This is a genomic window from Stenotrophomonas sp. PS02298, assembly GCF_029959445.1.
In the GTDB taxonomy this organism is placed as follows: Bacteria; Pseudomonadota; Gammaproteobacteria; order Xanthomonadales; family Xanthomonadaceae; genus Stenotrophomonas.
In genome coordinates this window covers 19,346-41,223 of sequence record NZ_JASCOR010000008.1, presented here as the reverse complement: position 1 = coordinate 41,223, position 21,878 = coordinate 19,346, and the positions used below count along the sequence as shown (strand labels likewise).

Below are 21,878 nucleotides of genomic sequence, written 5' to 3'. Positions count from 1 at the left end.
GCCAAGACCTGCCATTCAAGGAACTGGACCAGTCCCGGCCGGCTGCTTGGCCGGCCCGCTTGCTTCAAGGCCGGGGCTGGCGGCCTGGGGCGTACGCAGGACGATGGCCAGCGTTGGCGGGGTCAAGGCATTGATGGGGGGCTGGTTCGCGATTGTTCGGGTTCGGACCGAAAGCCTGCGCCATGTGGATATGCAAGATGCGGAATACTCGGCAAGCGTCACCGCTGGTTGGTAGTTTGTGCTGCTTTCCTGGAGCTGCGGGACGAGATGGGGCGCATGGCTGCGACGGCGGTTGCTGGTGTCGCTGTGTACTTCAATTGTTATAAGGTTTTTCCCGTATTTGGAGAAAGCCTGAGGCTTGGCGATGAGCTGCCAGGTTCTTGTTCGATGAATGCCCTGCTTTTTTACGCAGAAGTCTTTGTCTTTGTGTGTGATGTGACATAAATTCTGTCCCGATGTGCCTCGCAGGGCAGGGGATGCCCCCTCAGCCTGGATTGGCCAGCTGCCAGCGCACTTCACGGAGAGCTTTGTCATGAGTGGTTTCAAGATCAGAGTGGTCTTGGCCGACGATCATCCGGGCATGATCGCAGGGGTGAAGTACGAACTGTCATCAGTTACTACCCTCGACCTTGTCGGGACCGCTGCCGATTCAACTGAGCTCATGGCGCTGTTGGGCAGCGTGGCATGCGACGTGGTGATCTCGGACTACGCGATGCCGGCAGGCGACTTTGGCGATGGGATCGCCTTGTTCGGCATGATTGCCCGGCGTTACCCGCAGGTGAGGCTGGTGGTGCTCACGATGCTTGATAACCCGGCGGTGTTGCATACGCTGCTTACCCAGGGGGTGGCGTGCATCGTCAGCAAGTCGGATGCGTTGACGCACCTGGTACCAGCGGTTCACGCAGCCCAAAGCGGGGGCAAGTATTACTCACCCACCATCGACAAGGTGGTGCAGGGGATCGAGCTCAACCGGCGCAGCCGCAATCCAGCGGGCGTGTTGAGCATCCGCGAATCGGAAGTGGTGCGGCTGTATGCTTCTGGCCTCACAGTCAATGAGATTGCCGAACGCCTGCATCGCAGCAAGAAGACCATCAGCACGCAGAAGGCCAGTGCGATGGAGAAGCTGTCCATCGAGAAGGATGTCGATCTGTTGCGCTATGCCATGGAGAATGGACTGGTGACCTCTTCAGGCGGCACACCAGCCACATCTTGAACGGGCGGAATCCTATGCGCCATGATGTCGAGTCCGTGCGCCTTTCTGCTTTGATGCGGGCGTGATCAATCCGCATCCAGTCCCGCTTTTCCCGACTCCCACCGCAGCATGATCTTGCGCCTGCGTTGTGGCGAGGCGTACATGAAAAGGTTGAGTGTCTCCAAAAACAGATTCTTCTGGAGGTTGGATAGGCGGGCGAAATCGATAAGCAGCCGTCTGACGTCTGCGGTTTTCTTGTCCATCTTTGTATGTTCCCAGCCGCAGCTCCAAAGCAAAATACACATGCGACACCTATCTGGCATCGCACAAGAATCTGCTCATGGTGTGATAAGCGCTCCGGTGCGGCCATAGGACCTGTCCCAAGAATGGGGCCTGATCTTGCCTTTTGGTTGCTGGGTGGTTCTCGGATCCAGTGGCTTCCGATCGCGCCGCGGCTGAAGCCTATTTCAGGGATTCCTGCACACGAAGTGATGTGCCACTTTATTATTGGGCGCATTCTGATAGAGAAACGACAATGGCTGATGATCACAGCGCTGTGGATGACCCCGCGGCTGTAGCTGCTCCCCCTGCAAAGCGACGAGGTCGGCCGCGACTCTACGATACGCCGCTATCGCAGGCTGAGCGCGCCAAACGCTATCGCAAAGCCCGGCAATGGGACGAAAGCAGCCTGGGTGACTGCCGCGACCCGGTGCTGATGGATCGACTGAGTTGGGCCTTGAAGCACAAGGACACCTCCGAGGACGCGCGAGGCGCGCTGGATATCTACCTGGAAGAACTCGTACGCCGGCATCACAGCAAAGGAAGCCAGCTTTTCAAGTAATTCTGGTACGCGGCAGTATCGCGCTGCGCTCGGGCTGATGTCCCGCGCAACGCAGCCAGCGGATGCACTGGCCATTGCTGGTGCTGCATTGTGGCAGCCTGGCTGAACAGTTGCTTCACAACTGCAGGCCTCAGATCCGCAGCGCATCCACCACCAGTGCGAACGCAGCCGAATGCTGGCGGCGGCTGGGGTAGTACAGGTGATAGCCGGGGAAGGGCGGGCACCAGTTCTGCAGCACGCGCACCAGCCTGCCTTGCTCGATGTGATCGCCGAACTCTTCCTCCGGCAGGAAGGTGATACCAAGACCATCCAGCGCCGCCTGCACCATCGGCGGCGAGGTGTTGAATACCGCCTGGCTTTCCACACGCACGTTCACCTGCCTGCCGTTGCGCTCAAATTCCCAGACGTACATGCCGCCCGACGTAGCGAAGCGGATGTTGATGCAGTTGTGCTGGGTCAGGTCTGCAGGAACCTTCGGGATCGGATGTTTCTCGAAGTAGGCCGGTGAGGCGGCTGCGGCCATGCGCACCTTGGGACTGATCGGCAGGGCGATCATGTCCTTGTCGATGCTTTCGCCCAGCCGCACGCCGGCATCGAAGCGGTCGGCGACGATGTCGCGCAGCGCGTAGCTGACGTCGAACTCGATGCGGATGTCGGGATAGCGGTGCATCAACGGCAACAGCTTGGGGAGCAGGATGGTCTGCAGCGAATGATCACCGCAGGTCAGGCGCAGCGAGCCGGCCGGCTTGTCGCGCAGCTCGGTGAGTGCGTCCAGCTCCGCTTCGATCTCGTCGAAGCGGTTGCCAATGGCCAGCAACAGGCGCTCACCTGCCGGAGTGGGCGAGACGCTGCGGGTGGTGCGGGTGAGCAGACGGATCTGCAGCCGCTCTTCCAGTGCCTTGATGGCCTGGCTGAGCGCGGACTGCGAGACGCCCAGCAGCGCACCCGCGCGGGTGAAATTGCCTTCACGCGCGACGGTGACGAAGGCCAGTAGATCATTGAGGTTGCGTCGTGCCATGGCTGCAGTGTGGCACGGTTGATTGATTAGTTAAGCTAATAGTGGCTAGAAGCATTGATTACCTTATCAGCCGAGTCACGGCGGTGGACAATGGCCAACTTCCCCAAACACCGCCGGAGTTCCCATGTCTGTCAAAGCCTATGGCGCCTATGCCGCCGACAAGCCGCTGGAGTCGATGGACATCAGCCGCCGCGCGCCCGGGCCGCACGATGTGCAGATCGACATCGCCTATTGCGGCATCTGCCACTCCGACCTGCATCAGGTGCGTGCCGAATGGGCGGGTACGCAGTTCCCCTGCGTACCTGGCCATGAAATCGTCGGCCGGGTTGCTGCTGTCGGCGCGCACGTGAGTGGCTTCAAGCCCGGCGATCTGGTGGGTATCGGCTGCATCGTCGACAGCTGCAAGCAGTGCGAAGACTGCGATGCCGGGCTGGAAAATTATTGTGATGGCATGGTCGGCACCTACAACGGTGCTACCGCGGATGCGCCGGGTTGGACGCTGGGCGGCTATTCGCAGGAAATCGTGGTTCATGAGCGCTATGTCCTGCGTATTGGCCACTCCGAAGACCAGCTGGCTGCGGTCGCGCCCCTGCTGTGCGCCGGCATCACCACCTATTCGCCGCTCAAGCACTGGAATGCAGGCCCTGGCAAGACGGTGGGCGTGGTCGGCATCGGCGGTCTGGGCCATATGGGCATCAAGCTGGCCCATGCAATGGGCGCACACGTAATCGCCTTCACCACGTCCGAGTCCAAGCGCGAGGCCGCTCTGGCGCTGGGTGCGGATGAAGTGGTGGTGTCGCGTGACGCTGCAGCGATGGCAGCGCAGGGCAAGCGCTTCGACCTGATCGTCAATACGGTTGCCGCGCCGCACGACCTGGATGCTTTCCTGGCACTGCTCAAGCGTGACGGCGCGATGGTGCTGGTGGGGGCGCCGGCGACGCCACACCCGTCGCCGAATGTGTTCAACATGATTACCAAGCGCCGCACCCTGGCCGGTTCGATGATTGGTGGCATTCCGGAAACCCAGGAGATGCTGGATTTCTGCGCGAAGCACCAGATCGTGGCGGATATCGAGTTGATCCGTGCCGAGGAGATCAACGAAGCCTACGAGCGCATGCTCAAGGGCGACATCAAGTACCGCTTCGTGATCGACAACGCCACCATGGGCGACTGAGGCGGCTTGCCGAGTCGATAGTTGCCTGCAGCGTTGGCCCTGACGGCCAGCGCTGCAGTGAAGGCGCCGCATGGCCTGCTTGCGGCTTTCACTGCTGTTGCCGCCATGCCATGTCGCCCGGCAGGTAGTGCTGATCAAGCGGATCAGCTCAGGGCGCCCGTATCTTCCATGGAATCCAGCCAGCCCATCGTCCTGATGGTTGCTGGGCGCTTCCCGACCGTCCAAAGCCTTGGCGGGGCCGGTCTTTCAAGGAACACCTATGCAGGACTCACTGAAGAGCCTTGGGCTCATTGCGGTGGCTGTGCCGATGGCCGCGATCACGGCAGTGCCGGTATCCGCAGCTTCAACAACGCAGCATGTTTCGGAAGCCGGCAGTCGGCCATCGCTCGCAGGCGCTGCGGAGCATTTCACCGGGCGCGTACGCATCGACCCGGTGTGGTCTGCGGACCCAGCGCTCACCGCCTCCGGCGCCTGGGTTACCTTCGAGCCTGGCGCGCGTTCGGCCTGGCATACGCACCCGGCAGGACAGCGTCTGGTGGTGATGTCCGGGGTAGGGCTTACCCAGGAATGGGGCAAGCCGGTGCAACAGATCCATCCGGGTGACGTGGTCACCTGCCCGGCGGGCGTCAAGCACTGGCATGGTGCCGGGCCGACAACGGCCATGACCCATCTGGCTGTCACCGGCGTGCTCGATGGCAGCAATGTCGAGTGGATGGAGCAGGTTAGTGATGAGCAGTATCTCGCCACTCAATAGCCTCGCCCCATTCTTGTCTTCGCACCTTGCCGGGGAAGATCCATAGCGTGCATGAGGGCTGCACGCATCCTTGTGACCACGTGGCAGTAGCCGGCTGCGTACAGGGGTTGGTTCTCGCGACACGGTGATGCTCCCGCCGTGGCTGTGGACGCAACGAGTCCGCTTCTGTGCCGGCACCGCGGCAATACCGCGCTGCTGATCAATACAAACATCATGTAAAGAGGTTTCTTATGTCGACTCCCGTCGTCGGCACGCCCGTGCGTGCCTGTGAGGCGTTGGACGAGGCTGCATCTCACTGGAGTGGCGTGTTCGCCATGACCTTGTGCGTGTTCGCCTTGATCGCCTCCGAGTTCCTGCCTGTCAGCCTGCTTACGCCAATGGCTGCCGATCTGGGTGTCAGCGAAGGCCTGGTGGGGCAGGGCATCGCCATCTCGGGTGCGTTCGCGGTGGTGACCAGCCTGTGCATAGCGCGATTGGCAGGCAACGCTGATCGCAGGACCTTGCTGCTCGCATTGACCGGGTTGATGGCCGTGTCTGGCAGTGTGGTGGCACTGGCACCAAACTACCCTGTCTATCTGGTCGGGCGCGCACTTATCGGCGTGGTTGTCGGCGGATTCTGGTCGATGTCCGCGGCCACCGCCATGCGGCTGGTGCCTGCTGCGCAGGTGCCACGCGCCCTGGCCATCTTCAACAGCGGCAACGCATTGGCGACCGTGATTGCGGCGCCGCTGGGCAGCTATCTCGGTGCAGTGATGGGCTGGCGCAGTGCCTTCTTCTGCCTGGTTCCGATCGCACTCATAGCGTTGGCTTGGCAGTGGTGCAGCCTGCCGCCGATGAAGGCTGAGCGCGTCGATGCGGCCAGCGGCGTGCTTCGTCTGCTCAGGCGCAGGGCCGTGGCGCTTGGCATGGCGGCCTGCGCGGCATTCTTCATGGGGCAGTTCGCACTGTTCACCTACGTGCGACCTTTCCTGGAGACGGTGACGCAGCTCGACGTGTCTGCGCTGTCCTGGGTGTTGCTGGGGATTGGCCTGAGTGGATTCATCGGCACTGCCTTGATTGGTGGCGTACTCAAGCAAGGTCTGTATCGGGTGCTGATTCTCATACCGGTACTGATGGCAGTGATTGCGCTTGCGTTGATACCGATGGGGCGCTCGCTGACCGCCGTCGCCGTGCTGCTTGGGTTGTGGGGGCTGCTTGCTACCGCTGCGCCGGTGGGCTGGTGGAGCTGGATTGCGCAGACCCTGCCCGGCGAGGCAGAAGCAGGCGGCGGCCTGATGGTGGCGGTGATCCAGTTGGCTATCGCACTGGGGTCTACGCTTGGAGGGCTGTTGTTTGACCACAGTGGCTACCAGAGCACCTTCGTCATGAGCGCGGCAGTACTTGCATCGGCTGCGCTGCTTTCCGTCGTGATCTCACGATTGCCTGCTGGATCCGCGCCGTAAGTGTTCCTCCTTGCAACGAGCTTCCCGCCAGGATGTGTGCCTGGCGGGACACGCCGGCAAGCGTCGCTCTGACCCGGCAACTCGATGACAGGGCTACCAACGAATCGCTGGCGGTACCGGCGAGTCGTGCGAAGGGAACAGTGGAAGCACGTATTCCGACAGCTCCTGCAGGACGTCCTGTGCCGGGCGCTGACTGAACTGGATTCCCAGGGCCGCATGGTTGACGCCCGCACGCTGCCATTCACCGAGCAGATCGATCAGGCCGTTGCGGCCCGTGCGCAAGGTGTAGCCGCCATCGACAGCCGTTCTGGGATGGTTGCGGTCTTCCACCAGATCGATCCACTCGTTGGTGACGTGCGGGCGGAAGCCGCCATCGCCGATCAATCCGCGCCACGCGCGTATCTTCTCGGCCAGGCGCTTGGGGCCAGCGGCGTGGTGGGTGGCATCCGGGTAGGTCAGCCAACCATCGGCATGTTCGGCAACCCATTGCAGCGGCTGCCGCGAGGTTCCGGTCACCAACAGTGGCACCGCACCGGCCACCGGCTTGGGCAGCAGCTCAACGCCTTGCGCACGCCCCATGGGCGAGTTGATGTTCAGCGTGCCCGGTTGCATCAGTTCACGGACGTAGCTGACCGTATCTGCGAAGCGCTCGGCACGTTGTGCGGGTTCGATGCCATACGCAGGAAACTCAACCGGCCTGTCGCCAGAAGCGATACCCATCACCAGACGCCCACCAGACAGCTGGTCAATGGTGGCTGCCGACTTGGCCAGGTCGATGGGGTGCCGCAGCGAGAAAATGGCGCTGCCAGTGGCCAGGGCAATGTGCTCGGTGTGAGCCGCAAGGAATGCCAGGTAGGTGAACGGGTCGAAGACCTGCCCGGCATCGCCGAACAAAGGATCGAACAAGGGAACGTCGCGTACCCAGACTGCAGCAAATCCAGCGCGATCCAGTTGAGCAACCATCTCCGACTGCCCGGCCAACACCCGCATGTCACCCCGATAGAAGCGCAATGGCAGGAAGATGCCAAGACTCAGCGCGTCCTGACGGAACATCCGCTGATAACCACGGTGGTGCGCAAACGCGGGAGCAGATGCACCCTTGAACGCTGCTTGCATATCGATGCTGTTGTTCAGTGCGCTCACTTTCTGGTTCTCGATCATGGGCCGGTCGCCGGTTCGGGGATAAGCACGCCGCGCTGTACGGCGGGTCGTTCGGCGACACGGGCGTGCCAATCGCTCAAGTTCGGATAGGCGCTGAAGTCCAGGTCGATGACACGGGCGATATGCGTCCAGCCAAAACCGGCGATGTCGGCGATGGAGTATTCGTCTCCGGCCAGCCAAGGCCGGTCAGCCAGACGTTGATCCAGGGTCGCGAAGAACTCGTTGCTCAAGCGCCGGTAGCGTTCAATGGCGAGCGGGAGTGCTTCGTCGGCAAACATCTCGAAGTGAACACGCTGGCCAAGGATCGGGCCAACGCTGGCGGCATGGAACATCAGCCAGGTGATCGCTTCCCATCTTGCCGTGGGATGCCGTGGAAGGAGACGGCCGCTCTTTTCAGCCAGGTACAACAGGATGGCAGCCGACTCGAAGACAGTGATGCCAGCGGATTCGTCCACCAGCACGGGAATGCGCGCGTGCGGGTGCAGTTTCAGGAAGTCCGGGTGCCGGTGCTCGCCTTCGGCTATTCGCACGTGATGCAGCTGGTAGGGTAGTTCGAGCTCTTCCAGCGCAATGCTTGTCTTGAAGCCGTTTGGTGAGCTGTCGGTATACAGGTGAAGTATTGGGCTGGGCATGAAGTAATCCTTTTTTTTGGAATGCGGTTCACCGAACCCACCTAGGGCGAGACCCGGTGCGCAGCTGGCGAAAGTGCGAAGCAGGTGTTGGGCCTGCGTGTTGCTGCAGGCCACCATGAGAGGTCGCATGGTGTTGAGCTCGATTGCCCCGCTCCCCCTGCAACTGGCGGGCGCAGTTGTTGCGCTCGATCTGAAACCGGCGTGCTTGAACTCGCGCTGCCCGTTCTCTTGCCAGTGCAATGTCACTGTGCGCTACGAGGTTTTGATGGCGTGTCGGGGTAGTGCAAGCAGATCGCCTGCTGTTGGAAGCCGGGCTCCTGTCGACCGGGAATGTTTGCAGTCTATGGGGCGCCATCAGCCGTGGAAAACGATCTTATCTGCTCGGTAACGTCAGATTATCTAATGTTTGTTCACGCCGGCTTCTAGGCGATTGCGGAAAGCCAGGGGGCACTATCCTCACGCCCCTCGGCGGTATGGGCGTTGGGGTTCATTGTAGGAATGCATAGGGTGATCAGCGCTTGTCATTCAGACCGCAGATCGCTGGCTGCCGTGCATTGATGAATTCAGCTTTCCTCATTTGAAGAAATGATCCATGCTGGCCCGAGTTGATGGGCGCAAGCGCAGCAGATACCCATCACTTCCAAGCGTGAAAGATCGGGAAATTGAACCAATGGGTGCTGTCCTACCGTTGTTGGCGTTGCGTGCATTCGTGGAGACCGGTCGTCACGGCAGCCTCAAGGCAGCTGCCGAGGTCATGGGGGTTACGCCGGGTGCAGTGAGCCAGCAACTCAAACTGTTGAGTGACCGTACCGGCGTCACGCTCTTCATCCGCAATCGGCATGGTGTCGCGCTCAGTCCAGCAGGCGCGCAAGTCTATCCAGCCTTGCTTCGCGCCTTCGATACCATCCAGGACAGCATGGCTGTTCTGGAGGCGATCAACGGGCGGCAGACACTGACGATCAGCACGGTTCCCGGTTTTGCTGCGTCATGGTTGGTGCCTAGACTGGGCCGCTTCACCGAAAAGCATCCGGACATCGAGGTGCGCGTTGAAGCTTCATCGGCCTTGGTTGATCTGCGCCGCGACCGCATCGATATAGCGATTCGTCACGGGCTGGGTGAGTACACGGGCCTGGTCTCGCGTCACCTTGCGTCGCCGGTGTTCCTGCCGGTAGCGAGTCCTGGTTTGCTGGCCAAGGGCAAACCGATCCGTAAGCCAATCGATTGCCTCAAGTACCCACTTCTGCAGGACTCCGATCGCAGTGATTGGCGACTTTGGTACAAGGCACTGGGAGTGGCGGACGATCCTCGTATCGAGCGAGGCGTCGCGTTCGATGATGATGTGTTGTTGATCCGCGCTGCCGAGGCGGGGCAGGGAATTGCGTTGGTGCGCGATGTATACGTGCAGACGGAAGTCGCCAGTGGTCGATTGGTGGTCGCGTTGGATCAGCCGTGGCCCACCGAGTTCGCCTACTACGCCGTGACCCTTCCGGGGGCGGATGGCAAGCCCGCCATTGCCTCATTCCTCAACTGGCTGCAAAGCGAGGCCAAAGGAGAGAATGCTCTGCTTTGACGGGAATGGATAGGATCTTTGCCGAAGCTGTCGGTGGACATGCCCCACGAGCGTCTCAGCGCTGCTTTTTTCCAGAGACATACGGGTTCCCGGCGACCCACCATCGCCATGGCAGGTCCACGGCTTTGGATATGCCAACGCGCGGTCCTTGGCCGGGAACGAGCGGAGGCGGCATTCCATCGGAGACAATCCGGATGCCGCGATCACCGCTTACCAGGTCAGCGCCGTCATGCGCACGGTTCAATCCAAATGCCTGGGACAACTTGCCGGGGCCGTTGGCCAGGTCGATGGTGCGCTTTGCCGCTGGCCTGAGCGCATGCATCACATCCAAACCCTGCAGCGGCTGCGCCGCCCTGAGCAGCACGCCTACGCCTTGATCGGGCTCTCCACAGACCGCGTTGCTGCCCCAATGCATGCCATAGGTAAAGTAGACATAGAGATGGCCTGCAGGGCCGAACATGGTGGCGTTGCGCGCGGTTTTGCCGCGGAACGAATGTGCGGCGGGGTCATCACCACCGGCATAGGCCTCCACTTCGACGATGCGTGCACAGCGGCCATCGTCGTGAACCAGCAACTTGTTAAGCAGCTCCGGCGCGACCACAGTGGGATGCCTGCGATAGAAATCGCGTGGCAGCACCATCGAGTCTGCAGGAAGAGGCTTCATGTGCCGATCCTAGCCGTGCCTGCCGTCACCTGCCAGCAAGGCTGCTTGGCGGATCGCGTTCCATACGTCTTCTGTACGGCGATGGATCTGACCCGGTCAGCGGGGCAGAACCATCGTTTCAATCAGTGTCTGCGCCCTCACCAATCGGTAGGCGCATAGTCCTTCAGGAACTGACCCCAGACGTGTTCGCCGGTGTTGAAGCCGTGGATGATCGGGTCGACGATGCGTGCGGCGCCATCAACGATGTCCAACGGCGGGTGGAAACGTTCTTCCTGAACCTTGCGCGCTGCCAGGCCCGCCGGATCTTCGTCGGTCACCCAGCCGGTATCCACGCTGTTCATGTGGATGCCGTCGTTCTGGTAATCGGCCGCCGAGGTGCGCGTCATCATGTTCAACGCGGCCTTGGCCATGTTGGTATGCGGATGGCGGGTGGTCTTGAAGTTGCGGTAGAACTGGCCTTCCATCGCCGACACGTTGACGATGTGCTTGTCGCGCTCGGGCGTAGCCAGCATCAGCGGCTTCAGGCGGGCATTGATGATGAACGGTGCAATGGCATTGACCAGCTGGGTTTCCAGCAGCTCCACCGACGGCACCTCGGCCATGCGCAGGCGCCAGGAATTGCTGTCGCGCAGATCGACCTGCTGCAGGTCCTGGTCCAGGCGGCCATCCGGGAACAGATGGCGCTGGCCCAGTAGTTCATCAGCCAGCAGCGGCACCTGCGACAACTCGGCAGCGCGGGTCAAACCGTCGGTACCGACAGCTTGCGGCGACGGCAGCGCGGCCGCCGCGACCGGCAACAGGTCCGCGCTACGCAGGCCTTCGTAATTGCCGATCAGCTTGCGGATGGTTTCCGGCAGGCTCTGCACGGCAGCGGTTTCGTCGGCCATCATGTGCGCATAGAACTGCGGCGGACGACGCACGGTCTGGCAGGCGTTGTTGATGATGAAGTCCAGGCGCGTGCGCGTGGCCAACAACTCGCTGCAGAAGGCCTCGACGCTGGGCGTGTGGCGCAGGTCCAGCCCGTACACCTGCAGGCGGTGGCCCCACACGGCGAAATCGGGTTCTTCGGCATAGCGAGCGGCCGAGTCGCGCGGGAAGCGCGTGGTCACGATCAGCTCGGCGCCAGCACGCAGCAGCTTCAGGCCGGCCTGGTAGCCGATCTTGACGCGGCCACCGGTCAGCAACGCCACGCGCCCACGCAGGTCGGCGGTCTCGGTGCGCTTGATGTAATTCAGGTCGGCGCAGGCCGGGCACATCTGGTCGTAGAAGTGATGCAGCTGGGTGAACTTCTGCTTGCACACGTAGCAATGGCGCAGCTCGGGCGAATGCACAGGCTCCTCGGCGGCGACAGTGCCTTCACCATTGCTGGCATCGTGCAACCCGGCCGCATGCGGCGGGAAGTAGTTCGGTGTGCTGAACACCGGCTTGCGACGCAGGGCGCGGATGCCGGTCTGTTCAAGCAGCGCCTCTGACTTGCGCACCTTTTCCTGGTGGCGCTCACGGGCCTGCTTCTTGAGCATCTGCCGGCGTGCCTTGGGTTCGGGGTGGAAGATCCTGGCAACGACCTGGTGCAGGCGTACACGGTCGGCTTCAGGCAGCGCATCGAGTACGCCGCGATCCGCGTCGATGGCCTCCAGCAGATCCAGCGCGTCGCGCAGACGATCCGCCAGGGGCAGGGCAGAGGCAACAGGGGTATCGATGGCGTTCAAATGACGATCCGGGAAGAGCGGCGGCAAGCCGTGAATGGACAGCAGAGCGATGACCGCCTCGATGCGGGTCCATGCTGTAGCGGGCCGGGAGCGTCCGGCCGGTGGCAATTGTCCCAGATATCATGGGTTTGGCGCCAATGCCGGGTTGATGGCCGGGCTGCAGCGCCTGCCTGGCCGCCTTCGGAGACCGGTCTCACCGGAGCTGATGCAGCTTGAACGGTGCCAAGGACCGGTCTCGCCGACCTGGGCCATCAGCGCCATGCACCACCTCAGCGAGCTTGGGCAATGGTTTCCCAGGAGATGAAGGCCCAACGTTTGGTGGGTGCCAGCCCGAGCCGATTCATAGGCGAATGCCCGTGCCACTCCGCAATCCTGCTGCGCTCGTTCATCTGCAGCTCGCCGAACACCTGTTCTGCCGGGCGGATCAGGTCGTCGGCAGTCTGTGTCTGGTCCAGTGCCGACACCGGCAGGTAGGCGAGCGGGAGCTCCCGCCAAAATTCCAAAAACAGGACCATCACACAGTGATTTGTCCTGCATGGGAATCCATTGTCGACCCAGCAGTGCCGCAAGCTCCAAGGTGCCAGTAGGCGTCTGCGTGGTGCAGCTCACGCAGACGCACTGTGCTGCATGTGCATCGAGTTTCATCAGCGCCCGCGCAAGCTCGGGACCTTCCCTGGCTGTAGCCGAAAATGTGGGCCTGCTTCACTTGTGCGGCGATTGGCAAGCTGAGCGGCCCGGGCCTGCACCCCGTATGCAGCACGCTGCGTTGGCCTGCAGCTTTGCGGTACGCTGTCTGGATTGGACGCATGCCGAGACGGCGGGGCTGCATGAGAAGGAAATCGGTACTGCTCGCCGCCGGCGTCCTGGCAATTGCGGCGGGTGTTCTCCCATTGATCGTAGTGTCCTGGGTGCAGCGCGAGCAGGCGCTGGGGACACAGCAACAGCACCTCGACGATGTCGCTGCATCCACTGCAAGGCGCACCGAACGTACGCTCGATGACGCCAAGCGCGCACTTGTTCGGGCAGGCAGCATTGATCGCGCCGACTGCTCGCACGCGCACCTGAAAATGATGGGCCAAGTGGTTGCCGACGCGCGCAGCATCGAGGACCTGGGCTATTTCGAGGACGGAAAACTGCTATGCACCCGGCTTGGCGTGATCTCGCCGCCGGTGCCGGCTGGTGATGCGGACCTGGATCTTGGCGACGGCAGCACGCTTTCGTATGCCGAGTTGCCGAGGTTGTTCAGGGGGGAGCCCCGGGTCGAGGTCCGGCGCGGCGATTACGGGGTGCTGATCACCCCGGGCCGGCTTACCGACCTGGTGATTACTACGCAGGTCGTGTACGGCGTTGCCAGTAGTGACGGGCGGGTTCTTGAAGCCTCTGGCGTCGTCCAGCCACAGGTGGTCCAGATGCTGCTTGCGGGCAACCAGCCGGGCACTGGCGGTCAATACGCATTCTCCTCCAGGCCGGTGGCTGGCCTCGTCGCCTTTGCGCTGACTGACACCGCGTTGACCGGGGCCACGGCGGGCTTGGAATGGCGTCACCTGCTACCCATCGGCGCGGCCATCTCGCTGATACTGATCGGCCTCATCATCTGGGTGTCGAGGCAGCAACTGTCGCCGGCGAAGACGCTGGAGTTGGCGATCAGGGACAGGGAATTCGTGGTGCATTACCAGCCCATCATCAACCTGGCGAATGGACGGTGCATCGGTGCCGAAGCGCTGGTCAGGTGGCAGCGACCAGGTACGCCGACAGCATTCCCGGACCAGTTCATTCCGCTGGCGGAGGCCACTGGCCTCATTTCTCCGCTGACCGATCTTGTGATCGACATGGGTGTGGCCGAGATGGGCCAGTATCTACGCGGACATGCCGATGCTCATCTTTCAATCAACATACCTGCCAACGAAATGGAGAGCGGGCGTTTCCTGCATGGGTTGAATGCAGCAGTGGCGAAAGCAGGACTGCGGCCGCAGCAGATCTGGCTGGAGATCACCGAACGCGGCTTCATCAATGCGGCAGCGGCTGCAGCGGTAATCGGCAATGCGCGCTCCCTCGGCTATCGGGTCACCATTGACGACTTCGGTACCGGCTATTCAAGCCTCTCCCTGCTGGAAGGCCTCACGCTGGACGCGCTCAAGATCGACAAGTCCTTTACCTGCGTCATCGGTGCTGATGCTGCGCAGAGCATCGTGGCCGACCACATCATCAACATGGCGCATGCCCTGAAGCTGACCGTCATCGCCGAAGGAATCGAGACACTGGAGCAGGAAGCCTATCTGAAGCGCTCCGATGTGCAGTTCGGGCAGGGCTGGCTCTATGCGAAGGCGCTTCCCATCCACCAATTCCTGGCCTTCGCGGCAGGGAAGGGTGTCACGGCTGAAGAGAGCTGACGCAGCGTTACAAAGCAACGCCACCTGAAACCTCTCGCCCCGACAGTCTTCAACCATCACGTGTCACGAATGCGGGAGCGTGACTACGCCAAGCTGATGTGCACCGGCACCGATTTGTAGGAAGGCGTGCCACTGGCAGGGTCGATGTAGCTCAGTGGAATGAGGCAGTTCCCTTCCGGGTAATACGTCGCTACCGAGCCACGGGAAATCTGGTAGCTGACCGCAATGACGTTCTCTAGAACCCTGTCGTCCTCGTTGTCCAGCGCCGTCCTGATACGGATCCGATCCCCTTGCTGGATCCCGCGCTCGCTCATGTCTGTTTCGTTCATGAACACGACATCGCGGCGGCCGAAGACGCCCCGGTAGCGATCATCGAGGCTGTAGATCGTGGTGTTGTACTGGTCGTGGCTGCGGATGGTGGCCAGCCTCAGTACTGCGTTGTCGACGGGTTTCGGGTCTTCAGCCAGTCCCGGGAAGCGGAGGAACTCGGCCTTGCCCGATGCGGTGCGCCAGATGCGTTCGGTAGGTGGCAAAGGAAGGCGGAACCCACCGGGAATCCGGATCCTGGCGTTGTAGTCCGAAAAGTCGGGGAACACCGCTTCGATGGCTTCGCGTATCAGGTCATAGTCGGCCACCATTTCCATCCACTGCACGCGACTCGATGGCAGGGTTGCGCTGGCGATGCCAGCAACGATTGCCGGTTCCGAACGCAGCTGCTCGGAGGCAGGTTTCAGCTTGCCCCGCGATGCATGCACCATCGACATCGAATCTTCCACGGTGACCGCCTGCGGCCCGGTGGCTTGAATGTCCAGCTCGGTTCGGCCGAGGCAGGGCAGGATGAAAGTGTTCTTGCAGACCAGCAGATGACTACGATTGAGCTTGGTCGCAACGTGTACCGACATCTCCAGGCTACGCATGCCAGCGAAACAGGCGTCGCCATCGGGTAGCGCCACCGCCAGATTTCCACCGAGGCAGATCAGTACGGTCGAGCGGCCTTCAATGATGGCCTGCATGGCAGCAACGGCATCGTGGCCATGCTCGCCCGGCGCGCGGAACCCGAACCGCTTTTCGATTCGGTCGATCATCTCGACGCTGGGCTTTTCGGTGATGCCGACGCTGCGGTCCCCCTGCACATTGGAATGCCCGCGTAATGGACAGATACCCGCACCGGGCTTGCCGAAGTTGCCACGCAGGAGCAGCAGGTTGGCAATCTGCTGGACATTCCTGGTGCCCGTGCTGTGCTGGGTAATCCCCATGCCGTAGGTGATGATGGTGGCGTTGGATTTGGCATAGGCCTGCGCGACCTTGCGCAGGTCGTCCTCAAGCAAGCCTGATTCGGACACGATTCCGTCCCAGCTCGCCGCCTGCAGGTCTTCGGCGAGGGCCTCGAATCCCCGGGTGTGTTCTTCAATGAACGCGCGGTCCAGAATGCCAGCATCTCTGCCCTCGGCCGCCTCCATCTCCAGCAGGGCCTTCATGATGCCTTTCAGTGCTGCGGCATCGCCGCCTATTCGCGGCTGCAGATAGGAAGAGGCGATCTCCGTTGCCCCGAGTGTCGCCATCTCCAGCGGGTCCTGCGGATCGGCGAAGCGCTCCAGGGCGCGTTCGCGCAGTGGATTGAGCACGATGATGGGTGCGCCACGGCGTGCAACCTCGTGCAGCGTACCCATCATGCGGGGGTGGTTGGTCCCAGGATTGTGCCCGATGGAAATGATCAGCTCGCAGGCGTCGAAATCATCCAGCGAGACGGTGCCTTTGCCGATCCCTATCGACGACGGCAGGCCCACACTCGTAGCCTCGTGGCACATGTTGGAACAATCGGGGAAGTTGTTGGTTCCGTATTCGCGGGCGAAGATCTGGTAGAGGAAAGCAGCCTCGTTGGAGGCGCGCCCGGAGGTGTAGAACTCGACCATGTTCGGGCCTGGCTGTTCGCGTAGGATCTGCCCGATCCGGCTGAGCGCCTCATCCCACTCCACCGCCTCATAGATGTCCTTTTCCGGGTTGTACGCCAAGGGATGGGTCAGGCGCCCTTGGTCCTCCAGCTGGAAATCTGTCATTTCCAGAAGCGAAGAAACGGTATTTGCCGCGAAGAACTCCGGTGTGACCCGTTTCTTGGTGGCTTCCCAGGTCACCGCCTTCGCGCCGTTCTCGCAGAACTGGAAGGTCGAGGTGTGCTTGCGGTCAGGCCACGCGCAGCCGGGGCAATCGAAGCCTTCCGGCTTGTTGGTCCGGAACAGCGTGATCGCCGCTTCCGGGGCGGCCATCTGATCACTGATCGCCTTGGCCGTTGCCCGCAGCGCCCCCCAGCCGCCTGCCGGAGCATCGTATTTGCGAATACCGGGGACGTCCTTCTCGCTCATGGTGATGTCTCACTCTTGTATTTGCACATCAAGGAAGGGGAGGGACAGCCTGAATCCGTGGCCCGGCCAGGACGATCCGATCTGGTCACTTGCGATGCGGGCCTGGAAAGGCTGCTTTTGGCGAGTAACGCAGAATCAGGTCGAGACGAAGTGACCATCAAGCGGACCTCCCGGGTGGTAGCAACCGGAGTTCATCCCGGTCAACGCGGCACTCCCAGCCATGGCTGCAACACTGAGCGTCTGAATGTTGGCTTCATGTGATTTCCAGAACGGGCTTCTCTGGCATTGGTCTGTTCGCTGCCTCCTGTGCCTCGGCATTCCCTAGTCAAATCCAAGCAATCGCTCTGGATGTGAGTACACGTTGAATCGGTCACGGCGGGCGAAGCCGATCAGGCAGATACCGGCCGCGCTCGCCAGGTCGATGGCAAGTGCCGTCGGCGCGGAAACGGCAGTAACAACCGCAATGCCAGCGTGCGCCGCCTTGCTCACCATTTCATAACTGGCCCGGCTCGATATGAGAACCAGGCCGGCGTCGGTCGATACGGAACCACGTCGCAGACCGCCAACCAGCTTGTCCAGTGCATTGTGCCGGCCGACATCTTCACGAACATGCGTGATCCGACCGTCCGCCTGCACCCAGGCCGCGGCATGGGTGGAACCGGTAGCCACGTTCATGGGCTGCATTCCGGGAAGCGATGACAGGGCCAACCGCAATGAAGCAAGCGGAAAGGTCGAGGGCCTCTCGATCGGAGGTGTCCGGCGCATGACGTCCTCCAGCAGTCGTGCGCCACACAAGCCGCAGCCGCTGCGGCCGGGTAATGCACGGGCAGAAGCGGCTTGCAGGGAGGCAGCAGGTGCTGTGCTGGTCACCTGCATATGAAGTTCGACGCCTTCGATGCAGGGGCTTACCTCGACCTCGATCAACTCGGCCGCATCGGTGATGAGACCTTCGGTCAGCGAGAAGCCGAGTGCCAGGTCTTCAAGATCTGACGGTGTGGCCATCATTACCGAGAAGGGCACACCGTTGTAATGCATCGCAACGGGCACTTCCTCGGCTACGCTATCGACGATGGTGCTCCGCTCCCCCTTGCACCAGCGGAGTGTTCGTCTCGCGGCGACTCCCGGAGGCATTTCGTCGGCAGCAGTTGGATCGACTCTGGACATGCGGGCGGCGACCTGACGGCTTGGCTGGGCGATGTGGAGTTCTGGAGCGTGCTTGCTGGGTCGAAGAATAGCGCAAGCATGTGATGGGAATGCCTAGGCAGGCGCACCAGAACGGAAGGCGCATCGGCCGGGTTTGATGGTGTCTGTTGCCTATCAGGTACTGGCCAAGGCAATCTTGGTGAATCGTCGGCGGGGAACTCGTTTGCCCCATGGCTGCCCTGAAACAGCCGACAGCACCCGCCTTTTACAAAAGGCATCTTTGCAGCGTTGGGGAAACGCAGACCATCATGGTGACCGCAACAGGCTCAACCATCGTCATTTGTCTTGCTGCCTGTGCCGTCCTGATCGTCTGTGAGTACCGCGGCTGGAAGCGTGGCAAAGTTCTGCTGAAGATCCTCGCCAGTACGGCGTTCCTGGCCTTGGCGCTTCAGCTGGACGCGACAGCATCGGTCTATGGTCAATTGATCCTGGTCGGACTGGGGCTAGGGTGGGTGGGCGACGTCTTGCTGTTGTCCCAGAAGAGCCGTCTCTTCCTGCTCGGCCTGGCGAGCTTCCTGCTTGCGCATGTTGCTTACGCGATGGCGTTCGCATCGCTACCCATCGCAAGCACGGCACTGGCGGTAGCGTTCGCCGTGATGAGCTGTCTTGGAATCGCGGTAATCGCCTGGCTGTGGAGCTATTTGAAAGCCTTCCATCGCGCCGCAGTCATGGCGTATGTGACCGCTATCATTGCCATGTGCGCCTTGGCGATCGCCATAAGCGCTGCCTCTGGAACGTGGCAGCTTGCAGCTGCTGCGGTGATGTTTGCGATCTCGGGCATCGCTGTTGCCCGCAATCGCTTCGTCGCACCGGGCGCCAGCAACAAGCTCTGGGGGTTGCCGCTCTACTATGTTGCACAGATCATCCTCGCCTCGTCAGTTTCCGGGGTACAAGCAAGCGCAGGCTGATTGCGACAGGGATAGCAGCCGGGTACTGCAATGCGTCCGCCGACGAACGACAATCCAGTGGAACGCCCAACCATGAGCACGCTCGCGTGGGACTTCTGACCTTCAGCCTGAACATCACCCTGGACGGTTGCATCGACCATCAGGAGGGCATCGCCGACGACGAGACACACGCCTTCTTCAGTCGCCTTATGGATCAAGCCGGGGCGATGCTCTGGGGACGGGTCACCTACGAGATGATGGAGAGCTACTGGCCGGCAGTTGCTCGCGGCGAAGTGGAAGCCGCGCAGGCGATGCGTGACTGGGCGATCGGGCTGGAGGTCAAGCCGAAGTACGTGGTGTCCTCGGTTCGAACAGCGTTCCCTTGGACCAACAGCCACCACATCGGCGGGGACTTGCGCATGAGCGTGCAGAACCTCAAGGAGGCAACGCCGGCTGGGGTGCTGCTCGGTAGCGGCATGCTCGCTACCGAGTTGGATCGGCTGAATCTGATCGACGAGTACAAGTTCCTCGTCCACCCGAGGATCGCCGGGCACGGCCCGACGCTTTACCAGCGCGGGCTGTTCAATACACGACGGCTGGAGCTGATATCGTCGACGCCGCTGCGCAACGGCGCAGTTGTCATGCACTACCGGCGTGCGCGCGGTTGACGATGGGACGTAGTAGAGGATAAAACTTCCACGATCTGGCGCCCGCAAGCCCTGCGTCCCGAACCTGTCAAACACGTTTCCCGGGTGCGCTGCGCTTACCCGGGCTACGTAGTTCAGGCCACTAGTTCGCGACGAACGATCTCTGCACCGGCACTGAGTGCATGCAGCTTGCCTCTGGCCACGTGCCGAGACAGCGGTGCCATGCCGCAATTGGTGGAAGGATAGAGCTTGTCCGCATCCACGAACTGCAGTGCCTTGCGCAGGGTACTGGCTACATCCTCCGGGGTTTCAATGAGGTCGCTGGCCACGTCGATGGCACCCACCATCACCTTCTTGCCGCGTACCAGCTCGATCAGGTCAATGGGAACATGCGAGTTCTGGCATTCCAGCGAGATGATGTCGATGTTGGACTGCTGCAGCTTCGGGAACGACTCCTCATACTGGCGCCACTCCGAGCCCAGGGTCTTCTTCCAGTCGGTATTGGCCTTGATGCCGTAGCCGTAGCAGATGTGAACGGCAGTCTCGCACTTGAGCCCTTCGATCGCTCGCTCAAGTGCGGCAACACCCCAGTCATTGACTTCATCGAAGAAGACATTGAAGGCGGGCTCGTCGAACTGGATGATGTCAACGCCCGCTGCCTCCAGCTCCCTGGCTTCCTGATTGAGGATTCTGGCGAACTCCCAAGCAAGTTTTTCGCGACTCCTGTAGTGATCATCGTAGAGCGTATCGATCATTGTCATCGGGCCAGGTAGGGCCCATTTGATCGGCTGCCTGGTCTGCTGGCGCAGGAACTTGGCATCCTCAACGAATACCGGCTTCTGCCGGCTGACGTCGCCCACGACGGTGGGTACGCTGGCGTCGTAACGGTTGCGGATCCGCACCGTCTCGCGTTTTTCGAAGTCAACGCCATCCAGGTGCTCGATGAAGGTGGTGACGAAGTGTTGGCGGGTCTGCTCACCATCGCTGACGATGTCAATTCCTGCCTGCAACTGTTCGTGCAGCGATAGACGCAGGGCATCCTGCTTGCCTTCAAGCAATTCTTCGTCCTGCAGCTTCCACGGTGACCAGAGCTTCTCTGGCTGGGCAAGCCAGGCAGGTTTTGGCAGGCTGCCGGCGGTAGAGGTAGGCAACAATTTCTTCATGGCGGGTAGATTCATTTTCCTTGGAGTGATCAGAGCGGGCAGGCAGCGGCCCACCGTTCCAGCGTCTGCCGATGCGGCTTGATGAAATGCTCTTCGGTGAAGCGTCCTTGCTTGATCGCCAACTGACTGCGTTCTTCACGGTCATAGACAATCTTTGTCAGGGAGTAGTCCTGGTGCTTCAGGCTGGGCTGGTAAACACTTCCTGCGGCAGAGTTGGCGTTGTAGATCTCGGGCCGGTAGATCTTCTGGAAGGTCTCCATCGTGCTGATGGTGCCGATGAGTTCCAGGTCGGTGTAGTCGCCCAGCAGGTCACCAAAGAAGTAGAACGCCAGTGGCGCAACGCTGTCCGGCGGCATGAAGAAGCGGACCTGCATTCCCATCTTCGCGAAGTACTGATCGGTTGAGGAAAGCTCGTTCTGCAGATACTCCACGCCAAGCGCGGGGTGGTGATTGGCAGTGCGGTGGTAGATCTTGCTGCTGGACGCGCTGATGCAGATCACCGGCAGTTTGTTGAAGTTTTTCTTGTAGGCGCGCGAATTCACGAAGTGCTTGAACAGCTTTCCGTGCAGGTCGCCAAAGTCGTCCGGTGTGGAAAAAGCTGTCCGGTTGCTGTTGTAGTCCGGCAACAGCACGCTGAAGTCATAGTCACGCACGTAGGACGAGAAGTTGTTGCCAACGATTCCTTCGATGCGTGTCCTGGTCTGACGGTCAACGATGCTTGTCTTCAATATCTCGATCAGCGGAAATGCATCGGCCTGGCCCACGCCCGATACGCCCATCTCGGCCGAGATGATCTCAAGTTCAACGGAATAGCGGTCACCCATCGGGTTGTCCCAACCGGCAAGGCTGTTGAACCGGTTGTCTATCATCCTCAGCGTATTGCGCAGGTTTTCCTGGCGGCTGTTGCCCCTGGCCAGATTGGCGAAGTTGGTTGTCAACCGCGTACTGTCCAATGGCTGGTAGTTTTCATCGAAGCGGATACGCTTGAGGCTGAATTCAAAACTGTCTTTCATGGCGGTGCACTACCGTAGGTTCAGCGGAAAGGGGCCGGCACAGCGCTGCGCTGATTCG

Annotated in this window: 21 protein-coding genes; 9 read left to right on the top strand and 12 right to left on the bottom strand. The window is 61.3% G+C overall.

Features of this window, described 5'->3' with window-relative positions; all coding sequences use genetic code 11:
* Positions 1 to 15: 15 nt before the first annotated feature.
* Positions 16 to 534: a hypothetical protein gene (locus QMX78_RS02610; protein WP_282266261.1), complete on the bottom strand. Its 519-nt coding sequence runs from the start codon at positions 532 to 534 to the stop codon at positions 16 to 18.
* Here QMX78_RS02610 and QMX78_RS02605 point away from each other — a divergent pair.
* Positions 533 to 1,213: a response regulator gene (locus tag QMX78_RS02605; protein WP_282266259.1), complete on the top strand. Its 681-nt coding sequence runs from the start codon at positions 533 to 535 to the stop codon at positions 1,211 to 1,213. The two genes, QMX78_RS02610 and QMX78_RS02605, sit on opposite strands and share 2 nt — an antisense overlap.
* A gap of 65 nt (positions 1,214 to 1,278) precedes the next feature.
* Here QMX78_RS02605 and QMX78_RS02600 read toward each other — a convergent pair whose 3' ends face one another.
* Positions 1,279 to 1,455: a hypothetical protein gene (locus tag QMX78_RS02600; RefSeq protein ID WP_282266255.1), complete on the bottom strand. Its 177-nt coding sequence runs from the start codon at positions 1,453 to 1,455 to the stop codon at positions 1,279 to 1,281.
* 272 nt (positions 1,456 to 1,727) lie between these two features.
* On the opposite strand from QMX78_RS02600, the gene QMX78_RS02595 reads away from it, so the two are divergent.
* The gene (locus QMX78_RS02595; protein WP_282266253.1) at positions 1,728 to 2,033 is read left to right on the top strand and encodes a hypothetical protein; all 306 of its coding nucleotides are present in this window, start codon (positions 1,728 to 1,730) and stop codon (positions 2,031 to 2,033) included.
* 130 nt (positions 2,034 to 2,163) lie between these two features.
* On the opposite strand, the gene QMX78_RS02590 is transcribed toward QMX78_RS02595, so the two are convergent.
* Positions 2,164 to 3,051 carry a LysR family transcriptional regulator gene (locus QMX78_RS02590; RefSeq protein ID WP_282266251.1) on the bottom strand — a complete coding sequence of 296 codons (888 nt, stop codon included), beginning with the start codon at positions 3,049 to 3,051 and terminating at the stop codon, positions 2,164 to 2,166.
* Positions 3,052 to 3,175: 124 nt separating this feature from the next.
* Here QMX78_RS02590 and QMX78_RS02585 point away from each other — a divergent pair, with 124 nt between their 5' ends.
* The 3 genes from QMX78_RS02585 (at position 3,176) to QMX78_RS02575 (ending at position 6,421) form a co-directional block, all read left to right on the top strand.
* On the top strand, positions 3,176 to 4,225 hold the full coding sequence (locus tag QMX78_RS02585; RefSeq protein WP_282266249.1) for an NAD(P)-dependent alcohol dehydrogenase: 1,050 nt from the start codon (positions 3,176 to 3,178) through the stop codon (positions 4,223 to 4,225).
* A gap of 259 nt (positions 4,226 to 4,484) precedes the next feature.
* On the top strand, positions 4,485 to 4,979 hold the full coding sequence (locus tag QMX78_RS02580; protein ID WP_282266247.1) for a cupin domain-containing protein: 495 nt from the start codon (positions 4,485 to 4,487) through the stop codon (positions 4,977 to 4,979).
* 230 nt (positions 4,980 to 5,209) lie between these two features.
* A complete protein-coding gene (locus QMX78_RS02575; RefSeq protein ID WP_282266245.1) occupies positions 5,210 to 6,421 on the top strand; it encodes an MFS transporter in 1,212 nt (403 codons plus the stop codon).
* Between the two features lie 93 nt (positions 6,422 to 6,514).
* Here the strand turns inward: QMX78_RS02575 and QMX78_RS02570 are convergent, their stop codons facing one another.
* Together QMX78_RS02570 and QMX78_RS02565 are read right to left on the bottom strand one after the other, a co-directional pair.
* Complete coding sequence (locus QMX78_RS02570; protein ID WP_282266243.1) at positions 6,515 to 7,582, bottom strand: LLM class oxidoreductase; 1,068 nt, start codon at positions 7,580 to 7,582, stop codon at positions 6,515 to 6,517.
* The gene (locus QMX78_RS02565) at positions 7,579 to 8,214 is read right to left on the bottom strand and encodes a glutathione binding-like protein (RefSeq protein ID WP_282266242.1); all 636 of its coding nucleotides are present in this window, start codon (positions 8,212 to 8,214) and stop codon (positions 7,579 to 7,581) included. Before QMX78_RS02565 ends, QMX78_RS02570 begins: the two co-directional genes overlap by 4 nt.
* Positions 8,215 to 8,806: 592 nt before the next feature.
* Between QMX78_RS02565 and QMX78_RS02560 the strand changes: the two genes are divergently transcribed.
* Positions 8,807 to 9,784, top strand: a complete 978-nt coding sequence (locus tag QMX78_RS02560) for a LysR substrate-binding domain-containing protein (RefSeq protein ID WP_282266241.1) — start codon at positions 8,807 to 8,809, stop codon at positions 9,782 to 9,784.
* Positions 9,785 to 9,839: 55 nt separating this feature from the next.
* On the opposite strand, the gene QMX78_RS02555 is transcribed toward QMX78_RS02560, so the two are convergent.
* The 3 genes from QMX78_RS02555 to QMX78_RS02545 all read right to left on the bottom strand — a co-directional run bounded on the left by QMX78_RS02555 (position 9,840) and on the right by QMX78_RS02545 (position 12,675).
* Positions 9,840 to 10,448, bottom strand: coding sequence for a DNA-3-methyladenine glycosylase (locus QMX78_RS02555; RefSeq protein ID WP_282266239.1), 609 nt, complete (start codon positions 10,446 to 10,448; stop codon positions 9,840 to 9,842).
* 137 nt (positions 10,449 to 10,585) lie between these two features.
* Entirely contained in the window at positions 10,586 to 12,157 is a 1,572-nt protein-coding gene (locus QMX78_RS02550) for an SDR family oxidoreductase (RefSeq protein ID WP_282266238.1), read from the bottom strand.
* Positions 12,158 to 12,426: 269 nt separating this feature from the next.
* Positions 12,427 to 12,675 (bottom strand): hypothetical protein, encoded by a 249-nt coding sequence (locus tag QMX78_RS02545; protein ID WP_282266237.1) that lies wholly within the window; start codon positions 12,673 to 12,675, stop codon positions 12,427 to 12,429.
* A 288-nt stretch (positions 12,676 to 12,963) separates the two neighbouring features.
* Between QMX78_RS02545 and QMX78_RS02540 the strand changes: the two genes are divergently transcribed.
* On the top strand, positions 12,964 to 14,547 hold the full coding sequence (locus QMX78_RS02540; protein ID WP_282266236.1) for an EAL domain-containing protein: 1,584 nt from the start codon (positions 12,964 to 12,966) through the stop codon (positions 14,545 to 14,547).
* 83 nt (positions 14,548 to 14,630) lie between these two features.
* Here QMX78_RS02540 and QMX78_RS02535 read toward each other — a convergent pair whose 3' ends face one another.
* Positions 14,631 to 16,907 (bottom strand): FdhF/YdeP family oxidoreductase, encoded by a 2,277-nt coding sequence (locus QMX78_RS02535; RefSeq protein ID WP_282266235.1) that lies wholly within the window; start codon positions 16,905 to 16,907, stop codon positions 14,631 to 14,633.
* A gap of 321 nt (positions 16,908 to 17,228) precedes the next feature.
* Entirely contained in the window at positions 17,229 to 18,038 is an 810-nt protein-coding gene (gene fdhD / locus QMX78_RS02530) for a formate dehydrogenase accessory sulfurtransferase FdhD (protein WP_282266284.1), read from the bottom strand.
* 242 nt (positions 18,039 to 18,280) lie between these two features.
* On the opposite strand from fdhD, the gene QMX78_RS02525 reads away from it, so the two are divergent.
* Both QMX78_RS02525 and QMX78_RS02520 read left to right on the top strand, forming a co-directional pair.
* Positions 18,281 to 19,018 (top strand): lysoplasmalogenase, encoded by a 738-nt coding sequence (locus tag QMX78_RS02525; RefSeq protein ID WP_282266234.1) that lies wholly within the window; start codon positions 18,281 to 18,283, stop codon positions 19,016 to 19,018.
* Positions 19,019 to 19,104: 86 nt separating this feature from the next.
* The gene (locus QMX78_RS02520; protein ID WP_282266233.1) at positions 19,105 to 19,665 is read left to right on the top strand and encodes a dihydrofolate reductase family protein; all 561 of its coding nucleotides are present in this window, start codon (positions 19,105 to 19,107) and stop codon (positions 19,663 to 19,665) included.
* Between the two features lie 113 nt (positions 19,666 to 19,778).
* On the opposite strand, the gene QMX78_RS02515 is transcribed toward QMX78_RS02520, so the two are convergent.
* Complete coding sequence (locus QMX78_RS02515) at positions 19,779 to 20,807, bottom strand: methionine synthase (RefSeq protein ID WP_282266232.1); 1,029 nt, start codon at positions 20,805 to 20,807, stop codon at positions 19,779 to 19,781.
* Between the two features lie 29 nt (positions 20,808 to 20,836).
* Positions 20,837 to 21,820, bottom strand: a complete 984-nt coding sequence (locus tag QMX78_RS02510; protein ID WP_282266230.1) for a DUF1852 domain-containing protein — start codon at positions 21,818 to 21,820, stop codon at positions 20,837 to 20,839.
* Between the last annotated feature and the right edge of the window lie 58 nt (positions 21,821 to 21,878).